The organism is Agromyces sp. NPDC029043, assembly GCF_055564615.1.
Genome location: NZ_JBVHVX010000023.1, coordinates 1 through 20,903, shown reverse-complemented (window position 1 = coordinate 20,903; position 20,903 = coordinate 1). Strand labels below are relative to the sequence as shown.

19 protein-coding genes are annotated in these 20,903 nt (G+C 66.6%); 12 read left to right on the top strand and 7 right to left on the bottom strand.

Going from position 1 to position 20,903, the window contains the following annotated elements:
- Positions 1-12: 12 nt before the first annotated feature.
- Positions 13-576 carry a universal stress protein gene (locus tag ACZ4TW_RS20925; RefSeq protein WP_465546006.1) on the bottom strand — a complete coding sequence of 188 codons (564 nt, stop codon included), beginning with the start codon at positions 574-576 and terminating at the stop codon, positions 13-15.
- A gap of 29 nt (positions 577-605) precedes the next feature.
- Between ACZ4TW_RS20925 and ACZ4TW_RS20920 the strand changes: the two genes are divergently transcribed.
- The gene (locus ACZ4TW_RS20920) at positions 606-1,814 is read left to right on the top strand and encodes a glycoside hydrolase family 3 N-terminal domain-containing protein (protein WP_465546004.1); all 1,209 of its coding nucleotides are present in this window, start codon (positions 606-608) and stop codon (positions 1,812-1,814) included.
- A 63-nt stretch (positions 1,815-1,877) separates the two neighbouring features.
- The gene (locus tag ACZ4TW_RS20915; protein WP_465546002.1) at positions 1,878-2,474 is read left to right on the top strand and encodes a TetR/AcrR family transcriptional regulator; all 597 of its coding nucleotides are present in this window, start codon (positions 1,878-1,880) and stop codon (positions 2,472-2,474) included.
- 49 nt (positions 2,475-2,523) lie between these two features.
- On the opposite strand, the gene ACZ4TW_RS20910 is transcribed toward ACZ4TW_RS20915, so the two are convergent.
- Complete coding sequence (locus ACZ4TW_RS20910; protein ID WP_465546000.1) at positions 2,524-3,411, bottom strand: MaoC/PaaZ C-terminal domain-containing protein; 888 nt, start codon at positions 3,409-3,411, stop codon at positions 2,524-2,526.
- Entirely contained in the window at positions 3,411-4,775 is a 1,365-nt protein-coding gene (locus tag ACZ4TW_RS20905; RefSeq protein WP_465545998.1) for a 3-oxoacyl-ACP reductase, read from the bottom strand. The genes ACZ4TW_RS20910 and ACZ4TW_RS20905 overlap by 1 nt, the downstream gene beginning before the upstream one ends.
- A gap of 171 nt (positions 4,776-4,946) precedes the next feature.
- On the opposite strand from ACZ4TW_RS20905, the gene ACZ4TW_RS20900 reads away from it, so the two are divergent.
- The 4 genes from ACZ4TW_RS20900 to ACZ4TW_RS20885 all read left to right on the top strand — a co-directional run bounded on the left by ACZ4TW_RS20900 (position 4,947) and on the right by ACZ4TW_RS20885 (position 9,501).
- A complete protein-coding gene (locus tag ACZ4TW_RS20900) occupies positions 4,947-6,242 on the top strand; it encodes an acetyl-CoA C-acetyltransferase (RefSeq protein WP_465545996.1) in 1,296 nt (431 codons plus the stop codon).
- A 276-nt stretch (positions 6,243-6,518) separates the two neighbouring features.
- Positions 6,519-8,201, top strand: a complete 1,683-nt coding sequence (locus ACZ4TW_RS20895; RefSeq protein WP_465545994.1) for a VanW family protein — start codon at positions 6,519-6,521, stop codon at positions 8,199-8,201.
- Between the two features lie 18 nt (positions 8,202-8,219).
- Entirely contained in the window at positions 8,220-8,657 is a 438-nt protein-coding gene (locus ACZ4TW_RS20890; RefSeq protein ID WP_465545992.1) for an iron chaperone, read from the top strand.
- Positions 8,658-8,724: 67 nt separating this feature from the next.
- On the top strand, positions 8,725-9,501 hold the full coding sequence (locus ACZ4TW_RS20885) for an SDR family NAD(P)-dependent oxidoreductase (protein ID WP_465545990.1): 777 nt from the start codon (positions 8,725-8,727) through the stop codon (positions 9,499-9,501).
- A 109-nt stretch (positions 9,502-9,610) separates the two neighbouring features.
- On the opposite strand, the gene ACZ4TW_RS20880 is transcribed toward ACZ4TW_RS20885, so the two are convergent.
- Both ACZ4TW_RS20880 and ACZ4TW_RS20875 read right to left on the bottom strand, forming a co-directional pair.
- A complete protein-coding gene (locus ACZ4TW_RS20880) occupies positions 9,611-11,446 on the bottom strand; it encodes an acyl-CoA dehydrogenase (RefSeq protein WP_465545988.1) in 1,836 nt (611 codons plus the stop codon).
- 173 nt (positions 11,447-11,619) lie between these two features.
- On the bottom strand, positions 11,620-12,390 hold the full coding sequence (locus tag ACZ4TW_RS20875; protein ID WP_465545986.1) for a deoxyribonuclease IV: 771 nt from the start codon (positions 12,388-12,390) through the stop codon (positions 11,620-11,622).
- Between the two features lie 204 nt (positions 12,391-12,594).
- Here ACZ4TW_RS20875 and ACZ4TW_RS20870 point away from each other — a divergent pair, with 204 nt between their 5' ends.
- Together ACZ4TW_RS20870 and ACZ4TW_RS20865 are read left to right on the top strand one after the other, a co-directional pair.
- Entirely contained in the window at positions 12,595-13,752 is a 1,158-nt protein-coding gene (locus ACZ4TW_RS20870; RefSeq protein WP_465545985.1) for a phosphatase PAP2 family protein, read from the top strand.
- Positions 13,753-13,891: 139 nt separating this feature from the next.
- Positions 13,892-14,419 carry a DUF305 domain-containing protein gene (locus ACZ4TW_RS20865; RefSeq protein WP_465545983.1) on the top strand — a complete coding sequence of 176 codons (528 nt, stop codon included), beginning with the start codon at positions 13,892-13,894 and terminating at the stop codon, positions 14,417-14,419.
- Between the two features lie 43 nt (positions 14,420-14,462).
- On the opposite strand, the gene ACZ4TW_RS20860 is transcribed toward ACZ4TW_RS20865, so the two are convergent.
- Together ACZ4TW_RS20860 and ACZ4TW_RS20855 are read right to left on the bottom strand one after the other, a co-directional pair.
- On the bottom strand, positions 14,463-15,479 hold the full coding sequence (locus tag ACZ4TW_RS20860; protein WP_465545981.1) for a DUF4185 domain-containing protein: 1,017 nt from the start codon (positions 15,477-15,479) through the stop codon (positions 14,463-14,465).
- A gap of 144 nt (positions 15,480-15,623) precedes the next feature.
- On the bottom strand, positions 15,624-16,661 hold the full coding sequence (locus ACZ4TW_RS20855; RefSeq protein ID WP_465545979.1) for a LacI family DNA-binding transcriptional regulator: 1,038 nt from the start codon (positions 16,659-16,661) through the stop codon (positions 15,624-15,626).
- Positions 16,662-16,809: 148 nt separating this feature from the next.
- On the opposite strand from ACZ4TW_RS20855, the gene ACZ4TW_RS20850 reads away from it, so the two are divergent.
- The 4 genes from ACZ4TW_RS20850 (at position 16,810) to ACZ4TW_RS20835 (ending at position 20,835) form a co-directional block, all read left to right on the top strand.
- A complete protein-coding gene (locus ACZ4TW_RS20850) occupies positions 16,810-18,009 on the top strand; it encodes a Gfo/Idh/MocA family protein (RefSeq protein ID WP_465545977.1) in 1,200 nt (399 codons plus the stop codon).
- Complete coding sequence (locus ACZ4TW_RS20845) at positions 18,006-19,022, top strand: Gfo/Idh/MocA family oxidoreductase (RefSeq protein WP_465545975.1); 1,017 nt, start codon at positions 18,006-18,008, stop codon at positions 19,020-19,022. Before ACZ4TW_RS20850 ends, ACZ4TW_RS20845 begins: the two co-directional genes overlap by 4 nt.
- 70 nt (positions 19,023-19,092) lie before the next feature.
- Positions 19,093-20,001, top strand: a complete 909-nt coding sequence (locus ACZ4TW_RS20840; protein WP_465545973.1) for a sugar phosphate isomerase/epimerase family protein — start codon at positions 19,093-19,095, stop codon at positions 19,999-20,001.
- Positions 20,002-20,013: 12 nt separating this feature from the next.
- The gene (locus ACZ4TW_RS20835) at positions 20,014-20,835 is read left to right on the top strand and encodes a sugar phosphate isomerase/epimerase family protein (protein WP_465545971.1); all 822 of its coding nucleotides are present in this window, start codon (positions 20,014-20,016) and stop codon (positions 20,833-20,835) included.
- The last annotated feature ends 68 nt before the right edge of the window (positions 20,836-20,903 follow it).

The window sequence follows — 20,903 nt, the reverse complement described above, 5'->3', positions numbered from 1 at the left end:
GCCCCGAGATACTCAGAGGGTGACCGGCGGTTGCTGCTCGCAGCGCGACGGGACGATGAAGACCGGTCGCTGGCAGTGCTTGAGGACGCGCTCGGCGACGCTGGAGCGCAGCAGGGCCTTGAGGCCGGTGCTGCCGCGGGTTCCGGTGACCAGCAGGTCGACCTTCAACGCGTCGGCGGCCGCGACCAGGGCACCCCACACCGTCGACTCGACCTCGACGAGGCTGCCCCGCGCATCGAGCCCGGCCTCGCGGGCGATCTCGACGCCACGCGAGTTGATCGTGGTCGCCTCCTGCTCGAGGGCCTGATCCACGCCGACGTCGAGGCTGTTGTCGATGTAGGGCTGCATGCCGCCGGACAGGGACGACAGGCGCGCGGGCTCGAGTCCACCGGGCTGCCAGGCGGTGACGATATGGGTCGTCCCGGCTTTCAGGAACCGGGCGGCGTAGCGGATGGCGCGATCGGCGTTGGGGGAGCCGTCGTAGGCGACCATCAAGATGTTCGGCGCCGGGTCATGGGCGGTGCCATGAGCAGTATCGGTGCCGTTCGGAGCAGTGGAGAAGGTCTCCGCGTCCATTGCCCAAGGGTACATGCCAGACTCGGGGGATGCGCTCATCTCGGAGTCGTGGTTTCCGTTCCGTTCGTGTTCTGCTGACGGTCGCCGTCGTCGGGGTCCTCACGCTCGGAGCGTGTGCCACGACCGACGACGCCCCGTCCGGGTCGACCTCGTCGACGACGTCGAGTTCGGTCTATTCGCCGTCGTCTAGTGCGGCACCGTCGTCGAGCGCGCCCGCGGTCGCCGCCGGATGCGGCGCGAACCTGCTCAACGCGATGACCCTGCGGGAGAAGCTGGCGCAGCTGATCGCCGTCGGCGTGACGGGTACCGCCGACGCCGAGCAGGTCGTGCAGCGCGAGGAGATCGGCGGCATCTTCGTCGGCAGCTGGACCGACAAATCGATTCTGACCAGCGGTGCCGCGGCGCGGATCTCGAAATCCGCGAAGACGCCGCTGATGGTGACCGTCGATCAGGAGGGCGGCCGGGTGTCGCGACTGTCGTCACTGGGTATCGACAGCGCCGCTGCCCGTGAGCTGGCCGCGAGCAGGACACCCGAGCAGGTCCGCGAGATCGCCGCCGGGATCGGTCGGCAACTCAAGCGCCTGGGCGTGACCGTCGACTTCGCACCGGTGATCGACGTGAGCGACGAGTCCGCCGACGAGGTCATCGGCGATCGCTCCTTCTCCGACGATCCGGCGACGGTGACCGCGTACGGCGGCGCCTTTGCTGCGGGTCTCGAGGATGCGGGGATCATGCCCGTCTACAAGCACTTTCCCGGGCACGGACACGGCTCGGGCGACTCGCACACCGGATCGGTGCAGACGCCGCCGCTGGATCAGATGCAGGACAGCGATCTGGTGCCGTTCCGCGAACTGCTGGCCGACCCGGGGACCGCCGGTGTGATGGTGGGGCATCTGCAGGTGCCGGGACTGACCGGTGACCTGCCGGCGAGCCTCAGTGCCCGGGCCATCGGGATGCTCCGGACCGGCCGCGGATACGACGGCCCACCGTTCAACGGCGTCGTCTTCTCCGACGACCTGTCGAGCATGGCCGCGATCAGTGCGAAGTACCCCATCGAGGAGGCAGCGGTGATGTCGATTCGGGCCGGCGCGGACATCGCCCTGTGGATCACCACCGATCAGGTGAGTTCGGTCCTGGATGCGATGGAGAGCGCGGTGGCCCATAATCGACTGACCCGCGATCGGGTGAATCGCTCCGTCGTTCGGATTCTGCGCGCGAAAGGTCTCGTGACCTGTTGAGCGCTCTACCTTACTGACTGGTAAGTTGGATGGGATCTATACGGATGAGGAGGGTCGGGAGATATGGCCGGCGGGACGAAGCGGCTGCCACGGGCGGTGCGTGAACAGCAGATGCTCGACGCCGCGGTCAAGGTGTTCTCCGAGCACGGTTTCCGCGAGGCCTCGATGGACTCCATCGCCGCCGAGGCCGAGATCAGCAAGCCGATGCTCTACCTCTACTACGGCTCCAAAGAGGAACTCTTCAGCGCCTGCCTCAGCCGCGAGGCGGGCCACTTCATCGAGGCGATGAGTGTCGGCTTCGACCCGAACCTCTCCCAGCGGGAACAGGCGCGCACCGTCATCAAGGAATTCTTGCGCTTCGTCCACGAGCACCGCCAGTCGTGGCGCGTGCTCTACCGGGTGGCGATGGGTACCGCCGGGTTCGCGACCACCGTCAACGAGAGTCGTCACCGCGTCACCGAGATGGTCACCGAACTGATCCGCGCGGGCACCACCGTCGAAGGCGCCGGCGATCTCGACTTCGAACTCACCGCCGTCGCCCTCGTCGGAGCCTGCGAGGCCGTCGCCGACCGCATCACCGAGGGCGACGTCGACCTCGATCGCGCGACCGACCTCCTCGTCGGCATCACCTGGCGCGGTTTGAAGGGTGTCGGTAGCTAGTGGTGTTGGCGTCGGCTCTGCCGCCGCCCGCGTGTGCCCGCGTGTCCGCTCAGTTGCTTCGGACCGTGGCCGTGAGGTGCGGATATCCCTTGCGGCGGTTCAGGATCGAGATGTCGTAGTTGCCGGCGCCGTCGACCTTCGTGGTGTACAGATTCAGCTTGGCGGGCAGCAGAATCGGCTTGCCGAACCGCACCGCGTAGGTGACGTCGTCGGCCAGCTGTGCCTCCACATTCGCGATAGCCGCTGCGGCACTCCACATTCCGTGGGCGATCGCCTTCGGGAAGCCGAACGCCTTGGCCGGCAGGTTGCCCATGTGGATCGGGTTGCGGTCACCGGATGCGCCCGCGTACTCACGAATCCTGCCGAGATCGACAGAGAGCACCGCGTCCGGCGGGGGTGGGGTCGTCGACTTCGGTTCCGGTCCGCGCGGCTCGTCGGACAGGCTGGTCCGCTGCTGACGCAGGAACGTCGCCGTCTGCTCGGTCACCAACTCGGTGCCGACGCGGATCTCGGAGATCATGTCGATGAGCAGCCCCTTGCGGTGTTCGCGCAGGTTCTCGGCGTGGGTGGTGATGGTGAGCGGTTCGTCGACGCCGATCGGGCGCACCCGACGGATCGTGTTCTCGACATGTACCGAACCGACCGCACCGAACGGGAAGGCCGGATCGACCATCACCTTCATGGCGAGCGGGAACTGCAACACGAACGGATAGGTGATCGGCAGGATCGCGCCGAACTTCTGACCCGTTGCGCGGCAATATGCCTGCAGCGCAGCCGAATCGACCCGGACGTCCTCGAGACGCAGTGCGGTGTCGGGCAGGACGGCGTCGGCGCGGACCGGACCCGACTTGCCGATGACCGGGAGCATCGCCGTCACCGCGCGGGAGTACAGATCGGCGGTGCTCGGCGGACCGGAGAGTGTGATCGTCTTGCTCATCACGCGCCCAGGAAGCCCTGGCCGCACACGCGGACCACGTTGCCGGTCACCGAACTCGACGCCGGGTTGGCGAAGTACGCCACTGCCTCGGCGACGTCGACGGTCTGACCGCCCTGCTGCAGTGAGCTCATCAGTCGACCCGCCTCGCGCGTGGCAAGCGGGATGGCCGCGGTCATCTTGGTCTCGATGAAGCCCGGCGCCACCGCGTTGATGGTGATGCCCTTCTCGGCGAGGATCGGCGCGTAGCTGTCCACGAGGCCGATGACGCCGGCCTTGGAGGCGCCGTAGTTGGTCTGGCCGCGGTTACCCGCGATACCGGCGATCGACGACACGTCGACGACGGCGCCACCCTCACGCAGCGCACCCTTGGCGAGCAGATCGTCGACCAGCTTCTGCGGGGCGATGAGATTGACGGCCATGACCGCACCCCAGCGGGCGGCGTCCATGTTGGCGAGCAGCTTGTCCCGGGTGATGCCGGCGTTGTTGACGATGATGTCGAGGCCCCCGTGGCGCTCGAGGACGTGCTCGGCGAGCTTGGCGCCGGCGTCCTCGGCGGTGACGTCGAGCGGGAACGCGGTGCCCTTGATCTTGTTGGCCGTCTCGCTCAGGGCCTCACCGGCCTGCGGGACGTCGGCGGCGATGACGTGGGCGCCATCGCGGGCCAGGACCTCGGCGATGGTCGCGCCGATACCGCGGGCCGCGCCGGTGACCACGGCGACCTTGCCCTCGAGGGGCTTGTCCCAGCTGGCCGGGGCGGTGGCGTCGGCGGCACCGACGCGGATGACCTGGGCGTCGACGAAGGCCGACTTGGCCGAGAGCACGAAACGCACGGTGGACTCCAGTCCGGAGAGCCCGGTCGTGGCGTCGGGGGCGACGTAGACGAGCTGGACGGTGGCGCCCTTGAGGAGTTCCTTGCCGACCGAGCGGGTGAAGCCCTCGAGCGCACGCTGGGCGATGTGCTCGTCGGGGTCGGTGATCAGTTCGGGGGTCGTGCCGATGACGAGCAGGCGGGCACACGGCGCCAGCGACCGCATCTGCGGACCGAAGAACTCGAAGAGCTGGCTCAGCTCGGCAGCCGAGGTGATGCCGGTGGCGTCGAAGACGAGTGCGCCGTACTTGTCGGCGGACCGACCGCTGGTCGCGTTCTCGATGACGTCGTAATCCGGCGTGGAGAGCATCTCGCGCAGTGGCTCGATCAGCCGTCCCTCTCCGCCGAGCAGCACCGGACCGGGCAGCGCGGGCTCGGAGGCCTTGTAGCGACGCAGCGGCGGCGGCACCGGGAGGCCGGCCTGCTTGGCGATGAACGCACCGGGTGCGGAGTGGACGAAGGTCGAGTACAGGCCCGGGTTTCCGTTGGCGGCCACAGTGGATCTCCTTGGTTGTGATGAGTCGGACTCGTCGGTAGTGGTGACGTTGTGCGAGGACACTGCGCGGGGACGTGCGACTGCCGTCACTCCGATGCCGTTCGACAACGAACTTACTCCCGAGTAAGAATACGCTATAGGTATTCGAACAACACCCCCCGGGAGATCGAAGTGGCTCAGAAACCCAAGGCGCGCAGTCTGCGTCCGGTGGCAATCGTCGGCGGTAACCGTATTCCGTTCGCCCGCCAGGACAAGTCCTACGCCAAGGCATCCAACCAAGACATGTTCACCGCCGCGCTCGACGGGCTGGTGAGCCGGTTCAATCTGCAGGGTGAACAGCTCGGGATGGTCGCCGGCGGCGCGGTGCTCAAGCATTCGCGTGACTTCAATCTCATCCGTGAGTGTGTGCTCGGTTCGGCACTCTCGCCCTACACCCCTGCCTTCGACATCCAGCAGGCCTGCGGCACCGGTCTGCAGGCGATCACCGCGGTCGCCGACGGCATCGCGTCAGGCCGCTATGAGGTAGCCGTCGGCGGCGGTGTCGACACCACCTCCGACGCCCCGATCGGCGTCTCGGAGGCGATGCGTCGGCAGATGCTCGAGGTGAACCGGTCGCGCAGCACCGTCGATCAGCTGCTCAACGCCGCCAAGCTCCTCCCGACCCTCGGCATCGAGATCCCGCGAAACGGCGAGCCGCGCACCGGCATGTCGATGGGTGAGCACGCCGCCATCACCGCCAAGGAGTTCGGCATCTCCCGCGCCGATCAGGACGCGCTCGCCGCGGCCAGCCACGTCAACATGGCGCGCGCGTACACCGAGGGCTTCTTCGACGACCTGATCACCCCGTACCTCGGCCTGACCCGCGACGAGAACCTGCGTCCGGATTCGTCGGCGGAGAAGCTCGCCAAGCTCAAGCCGGTCTTCGGTGTCTCGCTGGGCGACGCCACGATGACCGCGGGCAACTCGACACCGCTGACCGACGGCGCGTCGACGGTGCTGCTGTCCAGCGACGAGTGGGCCGAGGAGAAGGGCCTGCCCGTGCTGGCCTACTTCGTGGACAGCGAGACCGCCGCGGTGGATTACGTCAACGGACCCGACGGCCTGCTGATGGCGCCCACCTACGCGGTTCCGCGCCTGCTCGCCCGTAACGGCCTCACCCTGCAGGACTTCGACTTCTACGAGATCCACGAGGCGTTCGCCTCGGTCGTGCTCTCCACGCTGAAGGCGTGGGAGTCCGAGGAGTACTGCACGCAGCGACTCGGCCTGGACAAGGCACTCGGCTCGATCGATCGCAGCAAGCTCAACGTCAACGGGTCGTCGTTGGCCGCGGGTCACCCCTTCGCCGCCACCGGCGGTCGCGTCGTGGCGCAGGCCGCGAAGCTCATCAAGGAGAACGGCGGGGGACGGGCGCTGGTCTCGATCTGTGCCGCCGGCGGCCAGGGTGTGACCGCGATCATCGAAGGCTGAATTCGCTGTGGGTTTACCTGACCGACCGGTCAGTTCTGCCGGATTTCCGCAAAGAAAATTCGCGAAATTCACCCTCTAGGGGTGTAACACCGGCGGAAGTAGCGTAGATATAGCAGTTAGCTCCGACCGAGCTGCCAGACCCCCGACCCGGCAGCTTGGTCGGAGCGCCTGCATCTGGGGTGACCGTCTCGACGATCACCCGGCGGCGGTCCATGGGGGTGACCGCAGTGCCATCGCTGCACCCGGCGAGCGTCCGGGTGGGAGAAAAGTGACCTCGTGAGCAAGCTTCTGACCGGCCGCATCGCGGCACGCGTCGTGGTGGCGCTGCTCGCCTTCGGAGCGCTCATCCTGGCCGGGGATCTGGTCCTCGGGCACGGCAAGACAGCACGCGGCGCAACGGTCGCGGGGATCGACGCGGGGAATCTCACCCCGACCCAGGCCCGCACGCTCGTCAACGATCTCGAATCTCGTGCGAAGAATCCTGTGACACTTGTCACGTCGTCGGGTCGCGCACAGATCGATCCGGCCGATCTCGGCCTCACCTACGACGCCGATGCGACCCTCGACCGGCTCATGGAGCAGCCGCGCGATCCGATCGAACGGGTGCGCGCGATCTTCGGCGGCGACCGGGTCGTCGCACCCGCGGTGACCGTCGACCGCGCCCGGTACGACGAAGCACTCGACGCCCGACGCTCCACGCTCGAGAAGGCCGCCGTCGAGGGCGCAGTGCACTTCACCGACAGCGTGCCGATCGGGGATCTACCCGCCGCGGGTCTCCGGATCGCGCGGGATGATGCGAGCCAGGTACTCGCCGCGGACTGGCTACGCGCACAACCCGTCGAACTCCCGATGGAACCGTTCCAGCCCACCGTCAGCGCGGATGTCGTCGCCGAGACGGTCAACGGCCCCGCGGCCCGTGCCATGGGCGGTGACATCGCGATGAACGGCTCCGACGGCGTCACCGCGCGGCTCACCACCGCCGAACTCGGTTCGGTCCTCACCTTCGGACCCGACGGCAAGGGCGGGCTCGTCCCTGCCATCGACCGCAAGGCCGCGGTCGCGATCCTCGGCCCGCGACTGGCGAAAACCGAGAAGAAGCCCGTCAGCGCGCGCTTCTCCCTGTCGAGCGGGTCACCAAAGGTCGTGCCGTCGGCCGACGGCGCACGCATCAAGTGGGACGACACCCTGTCGGAAACCGCGAAGGTCGCCACCGGCACCGCCGCCGATCGCACCGTCGACGTCGAGTACGACGTCCTCCGTCCGAAGCTGACCACCGCCGCCGCCCGCAAGCTCGGCGTCACCGAGGTCGTCAGCGATTACAGCACCGGCGGCTTCTCGAGTGCGTCCGGGGAGAACATCCGGCTCGTCGCGCAGGAGGTCGACGGCGCGTTGATCCTCCCCGGAGAAACGTTCTCGCTCAACGGGTACACCGGTCCGCGCGGCACCGCGCAGGGCTATGTGACGTCGACGATCATCGATCACGGCCACGCCGACAAGGCCGTCGGCGGCGGCATCTCCCAATTCGCGACGACCCTCTACAACGCCGCCTACTTCGCCGGGCTTGAGGATGTCGAGCACACCGAGCACAGCTATTACATCTCGCGATACCCCGAGGCGCGGGAGGCCACGGTGTTCGAGGGTGCCATCGATCTGAAGTTCCGTAACAACACCGATCACGGGATCCTGATCGAGACCGGATGGTCGTCGAGCGATGTGACCGTACGCATGTGGAGCACGAAAGCTGTTGACGTGCAATCGATCACGGGTGACCGATTCGCCTACACCTCGCCCGACACCCTGGACCTGTCCGGCAGGGAGAACTGCATCCCGAGTAGCGGGTCCCGCGGATTCACCACCTCCAACACCCGGATCATCACCGAAGCCCGGACCGGGGCGGAGATCAGCCGCCACACCCGCACCGTCAAATATGATCCCGAGCCCATCGTGCGATGCCGCTGATTCTGCGATGATTCGCGGGTGGGCACCATCGATGATTACCTTGCCGACCTCGACGCCGACGACGCCTCGCTGATCGGTCACGTCTACGACGTGGCGCGCACCGAGGTGGCCGACACCGAACAGGGCAAGGGTTACGGCATGCCCGCGCTCGTCTACCGCGGCAAACCGCTGCTCTCGGTGATGCGGGCGAAGAAGCACATCGGCGTGTACCCGTTCAGTCCCGCGGCGATCGACGACGTCGCGGCCCGGGGTCTGCTCGACGGCGTCGACACCGCCAAGGGAACCATCCGCTTCCAGCCGGATGCGCCCCTCTCCGACGATGCGATCCGCGCGCTGGTGATCGCGCGGAGAAGTCAGATCGAACGTAACCGGCGCAACCCGTGCGTCAGCCGTCCTTCAGGAACTGCCACGACCACGGAACCGGGACTGTGCTCGTGCTCGTGCACGCATGGCTGACACAAATCGAGTCCCGAGTTCCAACCCGGGTGTATGCCCGGTCACAGGAGAGGGATAATCTGCCCTCGTGGATATCAATGGAGCTAGTGCAATTGTCACGGGCGGTGCGTCGGGTATCGGCGCGGCGTCGGTCCGCCAGCTGGCGGCCAAGGGTGCCAAGGTCGTCGTCGCCGACCTGAACGCCGAGGCCGGCGAGGCGTTGGCCAAGGAGGTCGGCGGTGCATTCGTCAAAGTCGACGTCACGCAGACCGATCAGATCGAGGCCGCCGTCAACAAGGCAGGTGAACTCGGCCCGCTGCGCGTGCTGGTGAACTCGGCCGGCATCGGCTGGGCGCAACGCACCATCGGCAAGGACGGGGAGTTCGCCTCGGCGCACAACCTGGACGCCTACAAGAAGGTCATCGCGATCAACCTGATCGGTACCTTCGACGCGATCCGCCTCGCCGCCACCGCGATCAGCCGCACCGAGCCGCTCGAGTCGGGAGAGCGCGGTGCCATAGTCAACATGGCCAGCGTCGCCGCCTTCGACGGCCAGATCGGCCAGGCGTCGTACTCGTCGTCGAAGGGTGGCGTCGTCGGCATGACCCTGCCGGTCGCGCGCGACCTGTCGGCGGTGGGCATCCGCGTCAACACCGTCGCACCGGGTCTCATCGACACCCCGATCTATGGCGAGGGTCCCGATTCGGAGGCGTTCAAGGCCAACCTGGGCAAGAACGTGCTCTTCCCGAAGCGTCTCGGCGTGGCCGATGAGCTGGCCTCGATGGTCGTCGAACTCGTCACCAACTCGTACATGAACGCCGAGGTCGTCCGCGTGGACGGCGGCATCCGGATGCCTCCGAAGTAGGCCTCACACCCGAGACGACAGAATCCCCCGAATCTGTCAGATTCACCGGTAATTACCGGCGGATCCGACAGATTCGGGGGATTCTGTCGTGTCTGGCTGGCGCCTCAGATCAGAAGGCAGCCTCGTCGAGCTCCATGATGTCGTTGTCGACGTTCTCGACGGTGACGCGGATGGAGGTGAGCAGCGGCAGCATGTTCTTGGCGAAGAAGCTGGCCACGGCGACCTTGCCCTCGTAGAAGGCCTTGTCGTCGCCGGTGGCGCCCTCGTCGAGCTTGGCGATCGCGATCTCCGCCTGACGCAGCAGCAGCCAGCCGATGAGAAGATCGCCGACGCTCATCAGGAAGCGCACCGAGCCGGTGCCGACCTTATAGAGCTGGGTGGCATCTTCCTGAGCGGACATGAGGAAGCCGGTCAGCGAGGCTGCCATGCCCTGAACGTCCTCGAGGGCCGTCTTCAGCAGGGCGCGCTCGGCCTTGAGGCGTCCGTTGCCGGCCTCCGAGTCGATGAAGGACTGGATCTGGCCGGCGACGTGCGCGAGTGCCTGGCCCTTGTCGCGGATGATCTTGCGGAAGAAGAAGTCCTGCGCCTGGATCGCTGTGGTGCCCTCGTAGAGCGAGTCGATCTTGGAGTCACGGATGTACTGCTCGATCGGGTAGTCCTGCAGGAAGCCGGAACCACCGAGGGTCTGCAGCGACTCGTGGCCGAGGTTCGCGTAGGCCCGCTCGGAGCCGACGCCCTTGACGATCGGCAGCAGCAGATCGTTGACGCGGTGGGCCATCTCGGGATCGGCGCCGGAGACGATCTTCGCGGCGGCGGCGTCCTGATGCGACGCGGTGTAGAGGTACACGGCGCGCAGACCCTCGGCGTAGGCCTTCTGGGTCAGCAGCGAGCGACGCACATCCGGGTGATGGGTGATGGTGACGCGCGGAGCGGCCTTGTCGGTCATCTGGGTCAGATCGGCGCCCTGCACGCGCTCCTTGGCGTAGTCCAGAGCGTTCAGGTAACCGGTCGACAGCGTGGAGATCGCCTTGGTGCCCACCATCATTCGAGCGTGCTCGATGACATCGAACATCTGCGCGATGCCCTTGTGGACCTCGCCCACGAGCCAGCCCTTGGCCGGAACACCATGCTGGCCGAAGGTGACCTCGCAGGTGGCCGAGGCCTTGATGCCCATCTTGTGCTCGACGTTGGTGACGAAGGCGCCGTTACGCTCGCCGAGTTCACCGGTCTCGGGATCGAAGTGGAACTTCGGTACGAAGAACAGCGAGAGCCCCTTGGTGCCCGGTCCGGCACCCTCGGGACGCGCGAGCACGAGGTGGAAGATGTTCTCGGTCATGTCCTGATCGGCCGAGGTGATGAAGCGCTTCACGCCGTCGATGTGCCAGGAGCCGTCCTCCTGCTGCACGGCCTTCGTGCGGCCGGCGCCAACATCGGAGCCGGCGTCGGGCTCGGTGAGGACCATGGTGGCGCCCCAGCCGCGCTCGGAACAGATGGCGGCCCACTTCTTCTGCTCCTCGGTGCCGTTGTCGAAGAAGATGTTGGCGAAACCGGAGCCCGCGGCGTACATGAAGACCGGCGGGTTGGCGCCCAGGATCATCTCGCCGATGGCCCAGTACAGCGATCGCGGTGCGGGTAGGCCGCCGAGTTCCTCGGCGAGGCCGATCTTGTCCCAGCCGCCCTCGATGAGGGCGTTGTAGGACTTCTTGAAGCCTTCGGGGATGGTGACCGAGTGGGTCTCGGGATCGAAGACCGGCGGATTGCGATCGGCGTCGGTGAACGAGTCGGCAATGACGCCCTCGGCCAACGACTTGACCTCACGGAGCATGTCCACAGCGGTCTCGTGATCGAGATCCCCGAAATCGCCCTCCTCGAGCACCTTGTCGAGCTGATAGAGCTCGAAGAGGTTGAACTGAAGGTCACGCATGTTGCTCTTGTAGTGGCCCATGAGGGTTCCTTTTCTGGTCCTGATGTGAGGTGTGGTGGGCTTGAAACCGCGTGGCGAGGGCATAAGTTACTCACCGGTAACCCCACAATACTCCGAGTTGAGGGGGGCGGACAACCCGTACCCCTGTGATGGCGCTAACTTTTGCAAGCGGCCGGTGATCTGCGGCGTCGGAGTTACCTATGGGAGCGGAGATACTCCAGATCAGCGGGAATGCCCTCGGCCGGAGTCTCCAGGACGACAGGAGCGTCAGCCGCGGTGATGACGCCCAGCAACACCTCCGGATCGATGTGACCGTCGGCCAGATTCGCGTGGCGATCGCGTCCGGAATCGAACTCGTCGCGCGAGTTGTTCAGATGCACCAGGTCGATCCGGCCGGTGATGGCGCGGACGCGCTCGACGAGATCCACCAGATCCTCGCCGCCCGCCCAGGCGTGGCAGGTGTCCAGGCAGAACCCGGCCTGATCGAAATCGCCGACGGCATCCCACAGGCGATCGATGGCCTCGAGCGTGCGGGCCATCGCGTGATCGCCACCGGCGGTGTTCTCGATCAGGATCGGCACGCCGAATCCGCCCTTGTCCACCTGACGGTCGAAGAGCTTGCGCCAGTTGAGGAATCCCTCGGCGGTGTCCTCGCCGTCGCGGAGGTGACCGCCGTGCACGACGAGTCCGAAGGCCCCGAGTTCGGCGGCCGCGGCGGCCTGCTGCTCAACCGCCTTCCGCGAGGGCATGCGGAGCCGGTTGTTGAGGCTCGCCACGTTGATCTGGTAGCTGGAGTGCACGACGACGTCGATCGGCGACTCGCGGATCTGCGCGGCCTGCGGATGCGGGACCGGCTTGTTCCACTTCTGCGGATCGGTGACGAACATCTGGAACACGTCGATGCCGAGGTCCTCGGCGGTGCCCAACGGGTCGTCGTCCTCGCGAAGGTGTGCTCCGATACGCATGCTCTCAAAGCTAATTGAGCTCGGCGTCGACGGTGATCGGCACCCCCGCGATCAGGGCGCTGCACGCTCGATCGCGGCTGATTCGCGCGCCAAACGAACCCTGAACGGCAAAGGATCATTAGGCTAACGGAAGGTGACCTTCGTCCCGAAGACGTCGGGCATGGCGGCAGGGGCATAGAACACGTGAGTGTTGACGAGTCGGACGTGGCGAAAACGGCACAGCCGCGCGGGGTGGAGCCGGTGTGGGCCGACCTGGGCGCCGCCGCGGAACTCGAGCCGCACCCCGAACGACGCCGCGACCTGACGCCGGTGCGTCGGATCGCGATCCTCGCCTGGCTGGCGTTCATGGTCTACGAGTTCTCCGTCCACGGCCTGGCCTTCGACCGGACCCGCCTGCTCGTGCTGCTCTGCCTGGGCATGTTCGCGGCGACCATCGGGCGGCGCAAGGCGATCACCGTCCTCATCGACTGGCTGCCGTTCGCGCTGATCCTGCTGCTCTACGACTGGACGCGCGACGTCGCGCGGGTGATGGACTTCCCGACGCACTGGCACCTCGCCGTCGACGTCGATCACTGGTTGTTCGGGGTGAATCCGACGGTGTGGCTGCAGAGCCACCTCAAGCAGGTCGAGGCGCCCTGGTGGGAGATCATCACCAGTTTCGTCTACATGTCGTACTTCGTCGTGCCGTATGCGGCCGCCGCGGTGCTGTGGCTACGCGACCGCGCCGCGTGGCGTCGATACGCGGCCTGTTTCGTGGCCACCACCTTCCTCGCCCTGATCGGCTACACGCTCCTGCCCGCGGCGCCGCCGTGGGCGGCGGCAAAGTGCACCGCGGCCGAGGTCGCCGAATATCCCCGTGACCCGGCCTGCATGTATGCGGTCTCACCCGAGCCGGGCGGCGGACTGCTCGGGCCGGTCACCCCGACGCATGAGGGCGCGGCGCCCTACGTGGAGCGGATCTCGGCGCGCGGCTGGGAGGTGCTCAACATCCATGTCGCGTCGAACCTCCTGCAACTCGGTCAGACCAAGGCGAATCTCGTGGCGGCCATCCCGTCGCTGCATGCCGGCCTGACGATGCTGCTCGCGCTGTTCATGTGGCCGCGGGTCAAGGCGTTGGGTAGAACGCTCTTCCTGGGGTACGCCTTCGCGATGGCGTTCACCCTCGTCTACACCGCCGAGCATTACGTCTTCGACATCCTGCTCGGGTGGGCGCTGGCCGCCGCCGTGATCGTCGTCTATCAGGTGGTGGATCGACGGTGGCTGATACCGCGAGCGCGACGACGCGCAGCGGAGGAGGCAGAACGGGCGGAGGTGTCGGCGGAGACCGACACGGGCGAGTCGGACACGGACCGGGTGGACTAGGCTCGGGAGTATGACTCCACGTTCGACATCCCTCGCCGCAGCTATCGTGAGCGCCGGACTTGCCACGGTTGCGTTGGTCGGATGCTCCCCGGATGAACAGCCATCCACCGCGTCGGCCACCGAGACGAGCCACTCCCACATGCACGACGGCGCGTCGTCGGAGCACGCCGGCGCGTCGTCGTCGGCGGTGGCGGGCGCGCACAACGAGGCCGACGTCGAGTTCAACCAGATGATGATCCCGCATCATCGTCAGGCCGTCGTGATGGCCGATCTGGTGCCCACCCGCACCACCAACGCCGAATTGCAAGCCCTTGCGGCGCAGATAAAGTCGGCGCAGCAGCCCGAGATCGACGCGATGTCGGCGAGGTTGTCCGGATGGGGTGTGGAGGTGCCCGCCGAGGACTCCATGACCATGGGGCACGGCGGACACGGCGGCATGCCCGGCATGATGACCGAGGAGCAGATGACGGCGATGGAGAATGCCTCCGGTGCCGAGTTCGATCGGCTCTGGCTTGAGGGCATGATCGCTCATCACGAGGGCGCGGTGGCGATGGCCAACGAAGAGATCGCCAGCGGCTCGGATCCGTCGTCGAAGGAGATGGCCGAGCAGATCAAGGCCTCACAGACCGCGGAGATCGCACAGATGAAGCACATGCTCGGCAGCTGACCGGTGCCTCCGCTCAGCCGCGGTTGAGCGGGAGTCGGTACAGTTAGACCTGATAGCCGTAGTAGATGGAGTACGTGAAGTAGAGCGTGCTCCCCGTCGACCACGGATGAATGTAGGGCGCGTATCCCGAGTACGGATTGTCCTTGGACAGGATGAGCTGACCCGATGTCCAAGGGCCCCAGGGGTTCTCGGCGGTGCGCAGCTCGGCGCCACGGTCGGTGCTCGACAGTGAGACGTACTTGCCGAGGTAATCGTTGTACTGGACCGAGAGTTCACCGGTGGGTGCTCGCATGACCGGCGTGGCCGAACCCGGATTGTTGCGTACCCACTTGCCGTAGGAGAAGTATTCGTAGGCGCCGAGTCTCTCGATATCCTTGGCCGCGACCCGCGCGAGATACACTGCGCCCCACCGGCCGTCGGGGGTGCCGTAGGTGTAGATCGTGTCGCCGACCTTCAGGTACGCCGCCATCTGGAACTTCGTGTTACCGCCACCGTTCGGCCGGAAGGCGTTGACACCCTTCCAGTTCCGTCCGTTGTCGGAGGAGACGGCGAGGCCGGAGTAGTTCGTCCGCCAGATACCGTTGGCCACCCAGTGTTTGACCGACATGAAGTTGAGGTACTGCTTGCCGTTGGCGGCGACGCCCGCGGTGGGGATCAGGGTGACCTCGCGCCGCAGGTTGGGCTTGAGGAGCCGCTTGGCATGCCCGGGCGGACCAGAATGCCCGGTGAAGGTCATGCCGTCGGCGAGATTGCGATCGGTACTGCGCAACAGGACATTGGACCGCCAATAGTAGAGCTGGCCGTAGAGCAACGACCAGCCGTTGAAGGACTGTGTGTCACCGAAGGCGGTGAGGATCTCACCGCGTCCGTTGTCCCACATCACGCCGAGATCGGTGCCCACGATGTCGTAGCGCGCGACGGTGTCGTTCATGGAGAACGGGCCGGTCAGCCGGGCCACCTGGGTGGCGGGTCCCGCCGCGCCCGGAGCTGCCGACGCGTGCGGGGTCCCGGAGATCCCCAGCCCTACGGTCATGGCGATGGTGGTGGCTGCGATTGCCACCCGAAACCGCTATGTGCGCCGCATCATGACGCGCACCTTATCAATTGCTGAGAGATCGCGGGCGCGACATTCCCGTCGGCGCGGGGGTACGTCGGTCAGTGGCGTGTCAGATGGCGCGAGGAGTCGGTTGTCCGGCGCCGGCCGTCAGGAACCGGGCGGCGGAGACGCGGTGCTGCGGCGCACCGTGAGACTCGGGCGATGCCGATAGATGCGACGCGCGGCGCCGGGCTGATCGAGCCGTTGCAGCAGGAACTTGGCAGCAGTTGCCCCGATGGCGAAGTTCCCGTTGTCCACGGAGGTCAGTGAGATGTGGCGGATGGCGGCGAGGTAGGTGTCGTCGTATCCGACCACCGACAGGTCCCGGGGCACCCGGAGGCCACGGTCGTCGGCCGCAGAGATCACGCCGAGCGCGGCGACGTCATTGAAGGCGAGCACCGCGGTGACCGGCCGGGATGCGTCGAGGATGCGTCGGCCCGCGTTGTAGCCGCCCTCCTCGGTCATCCCGGAATGCTCGACGACGGCCTCGTGCGCGAGCCCTGCTGCAGCCATCGCGTCGGCGAAACCCTGCCGTCGGAGGCGCCCCACCTCACCGGGGCCCTCCAGGTGCGCGATCCGCCGATGTCCCAGTGCCAGAAGGTGTTCGGTGGCGAGGCGGCCGCCCACAACGTCGTCGTCGACTGCGACGTCGACGGCGTCGAGATCGGGTTCGAGGGTTCCGGCGAGGACAACGGGGATCGATGCGGCGGCACGTTCGATATCGAGATGAGCATCGGTGGTCCCGACGACGATGAGGCCGTCCACCCGCCGCGACAGCAGGGTGCTCACGGTGTCGCGTCCGACGCGGTGATCGAGGTGACTGTCGACGAGCAGGGGAGCGATGTCGACGGCGTCGAGGGTGGCGGCGAGCCCTTCGAGGAGGTTGACGTACCAGGGATTGCGCAGGTCGTTGATGACGACGCCGATGGTGCCGCTGCGTGACTCCGACAATCCGCGCGCGAGGGAATTGGGTTGATAGCGCAGGTCCGCCATGGCTTGGCGGACCCGCGTGCGGCTGGTTTCGCTGACGTTCGGTTCACCCCTCAGCACCCGGGAGACAACAGACTTGGAGACGCCGGCGGCTGCCGCGACGTCGCGGATCGTCGACGGTTTCGACGAGGCCCCGTTGCGGTCGGTGTCGGTCATGGTGGCCATCCTATTGATCTCGTGATCCCTGTCACGTACGCTGCAGTGACTGAGTGGGACCGGTCCCATGAGTGTCCCACACGGGACGCGGATCACGTCGGACGGTGAACAGTGTCGGACGACGACGTCAGAAAAGGAGGTGGAGACCATGACGCGAACACCACGGCGCCGGGTGCGAGCCGGCATGGTCGGCGGCGGGCCCGGCGCCGACATCGGCACGAGGCATCGCCTCGCCATGAACCTCGACGGGCGTTATGACCTCGTCGCGGGCATCTTCGGTCGCGCTCCCGAGGCGTCGGCGGAAATCGCCGCGGAACTCGGCGTCGCGGCCGATCGGGTGTATCGGGATGCGGCCGAGATGGCGCGAGCCGAGGCGGCGCGGGCCGACGGGATCGACGTCGTCACGGTGGCCACCCCGAACGACACCCACCACCGGATCGCGCGGGCCTTCCTCGCCGAGGGAATCTCGGTGGTATGCGAGAAGCCGCTGACCACCGACTCGGCCGATGCGGCCGATCTCGTCGCTGTGGCGGCCGAGTCCGGTGCGTTTCTGGCTGTGCCGCACTGCTATTCGGCGTATGCCATGGTTCGCGAGGCGGCGCGTCGGGTGCGCGAGGGGATGCTGGGTGGCGTCCGGATGGTCGTCGTCGAACATGCCTCCGGGTGGGCGGCGCGGCGCGTCGAGGATGACGGCGATTCCCGCGCCCGGTGGCGCACGGACCCGACAGTCGGTGGCGACGCGAGCGTGGTCGCGGACCTGGGAACCCATGCGCTGCACCTGATCCGCTACGTGACCGGGCTCGAGGTGGAAGCGGTCTCGGCGATGCTGGACACGTTGGTACCCGGACGTCTCGTCGCCGATAATGCCACCGTTCGACTGAGGCTCAGTGGTGACGTCCCGGCCACGATGTGGGCGAGTATGGCGGCGACCGGGTCCGAGCACGGGCTGCGGTTGAGGATCTTCGGCGAGGGCGGGTCCGTGGAGTGGTCGCACGCCGACCCCGAGCGCCTGATCCTTCGCGACATCGAGTGCACCACAACGATACTCAGCCAGGGATCGTCTCGGCTGTCACCCGACGCGACACGAGTGACACGGGTGGGTCTCGGGCATCCCGAAGGGTTCCTCGAGGCCTTCGCGAACTTCTACTCGGACCTCGCCGACCTCGTCCTCGAGCGTCGTGACGGTGTCGGTACCGCAGTGGATCCGGCACCGGGTGACCTGTCGATCCCCACCGGGACCGACGGCCTCATCGGTGTGCAGTTCGTCGAGGCGGTCCTCGCCTCGGATCGTCGCGCGGGCGCATGGGTGTCCTCCGCACATCTCACGACCGAGGAGGTCACCGCATGATCCGCTTCGCACTGCTCGGCGCAGGATTCATCGGCACCGTGCATGCCGCCAATCTCGCGGCGCACCCCGAGATCGACGTCGCCGTCGTCTACGACGTCGACACGACGCGGGCGTCGTCGGTCGCCCGGACATGCGGTGCGCGGGCGGTGCCCGATATCGAGGATGCCCTCGACCCGGAGCGGATCGACGCGGTGCTGATCGCGTCGTCGACCGACACCCACGCCGGGCACCTGCGGCACGCCGCGGACCGGGGGATCGCGGTGCTCTGCGAGAAGCCGATCGATCTGGATCTCGATACGGCGGTGGACGCCGTCGAGCACGTGGCGCCGACCGGCATCACCGCGATGGTCGACTTCAACCGCCGATTCGACCGCGACTACGCCGAACTCAAACGCATCGTCGACACGGGCGAGGTCGGCTCGGTCGAGCTCATCACGATGACGACGCGCGGACCGGCATTGCCCCCGTTGGAGTATATCGCCGTCTCCGGTGGGCAGATGCGGGATCAGACGGTGCACTTCTTCGATCTGGCGAGGTGGATCTCGGGTCTGGAACCGGTCTCGGTCTTCGCGGCCGGGTCGGTGTTCACCGACCCCCGGATGAATGATCTCGGCGATGTCGACACATCGGTGGTCACTCTGCGACTGCCCGGCGGAGCCATGGTGCAGATCGACTCCGCACGCCGGATCGGATACGGCTACGACGAACGGATCGAGGTGCTCGGGTCGACCGGCATGGCCGAAGCCCGACGACACCACAGTGGCGCCGTGGTGCGGTATCACGCCGGGCAGATCATCTCCGACGGGATGCACGCCGGCTGGTTCGAGCGGGTCGAGAAGAGCTACCGCAGCGCGCTCGACCATTTCGTCGACGCATACCTCGGGCGGGGTGAGATCGGGCCGACGTTGAGCGAGGGCATCAAGGCCCAGGCCATCGCCGAGGCAGCCACCCGATCATTGAGCACCGGTCACCTCGAGACCATCCACTATCCGGTCGGCGCGCCCGTCGCCTGACCGTCCCGACCACCGCACACAGTTCCCGACAACAGTTCCCGAAGTACTTGTCCCCGAAAGGACCTCGACGATGAGCAGCACAATCCTGGTGGGCACCGCCCCTGACTCCTGGGGTGTCTGGTTCCCCGACGACCCCGCGCAGACCCCGTACACGCGGTTCCTCGACGAGGTGGCCGCCTCCGGATACGAGTGGATCGAACTCGGCCCGTACGGATATCTGCCCACCGACCCGGCCGAACTACGGGGTGCTCTTGAGGAGCGAAACCTGAAGCTCTCTGCCGGAACGGTTTTCGAGCGACTCCATCAGGACGACTCGTGGGATTCGGTGTGGACGCAGATCGAGGATGTCGCGCGCCTGACGGCGGCGGTCGGCGGCAAGCATGTCGTCGTCATCCCCGAGATGTGGCGCGACCCGTCGACCGGTGCGGTCCTCGAGGACCGGACGTTGACGCCAGAACAGTGGCGCAAGAAGACGACCGGGATGAACGAACTCGGTAAGGCGATGTACGAGAAGTACGGTGTCCGGGCGCAGTACCATCCCCACGCCGACAGCCACGTCGACACCGAAGAGAACATCTACCGATTCCTCGACGGCACCGACTCCGAATTCGTCAACCTCTGCCTCGACACCGGGCACGTCAGCTACTGCGGCGGCGACAACATCGCCATCATTCGCAAGCATCCCGAGCGCATCGGATACCTGCACCTCAAGCAGGTCGACACCGACGTCCGCGCCAAGGTGGAGGCAGAGGATCTGCCCTTCGGCGAGGCCGTCAGGCTCGGTGCGATGACCGAGCCGCCGCGCGGAATCCCGGAAATGCCACCGCTACTCGAAGCCGTCGAGGAACTCGGCGTCGACGTATTCGCCATCGTCGAGCAGGACATGTATCCCTGCCAACCCGACTATCCACTGCCCATCGCCCAGCGCACCCGCGAATACCTGGGTTCGTGCGGCGTGCGCTCCGTCGCGTTCCGCTGAGAGGCCCGTGCCATGAAGATCGCCCTGGATCCCACCCCGTTCCATCACGACTATTCGTTGCTCGAACTGCCCGGCGTCGTCGCCGATCTCGGGTACGAGTGGCTGCAACTGACACCGCATCGGGACTTCATCCCGTTCTACAACCATCCGCGTGCCGATGACGCGCTTGTCGCGAGGTTCCGTGCGGCATGCGACGACGCGGGCGTCGGTATCGCGTCGGTGCTGCCTGTCCTGCGATGGTCGGGACCCGACGAGGACGCGCGCGAGGCCGCGGTGCGCAATTGGAAGCGGGTCGTGCAGATCACCGTCGACCTCGGTGTGAACGTGATCAACACCGAGTTCTCGGGTCGGCCGGAGAAGCCAGAGGAATCCGAGCGCGCGTTCTTTCGGTCGATGGAGGACCTGGTGCCGATCTTCGAGCGGGAGGGCATCGATGTCCGAATCGACCCGCACCCCGACGATTTCGTCGAGGACGGACTCGAGGCGCTGCGCATCATCCGTGGTGTCAACTCGCCCAACGTCGGAATGGTCTACGTCGCCTGCCACACCTTCCACATGGGTGCGAACATGGCCGAGATCATGGCAGCTGCCGGCGATACGCTGCGCCTTGTCCACGTGGCGGATTCGATGGATCATCACCGGTCGCACGGGCTGCGTTACATCACGAACCCGCCGGGTAACGCGGTGCGCGTGCACCAACATCTGCGGATCGGCGACGGGGATGTCGATTGGGATGAATTCTTCGGCGGCCTCGGGAGACTGGGCTTTTACGACAATCCGAACACCGTGATGGTGTCGTCGGTATTCGGGCTCTTCCGAATTGACGGTGCGTAGAACGGGTTCTCGCGGGCACAAGATGTGGGTGAGCAAGGTCGCGGGGTGTGGGCGGTGAGTCTGGGGAT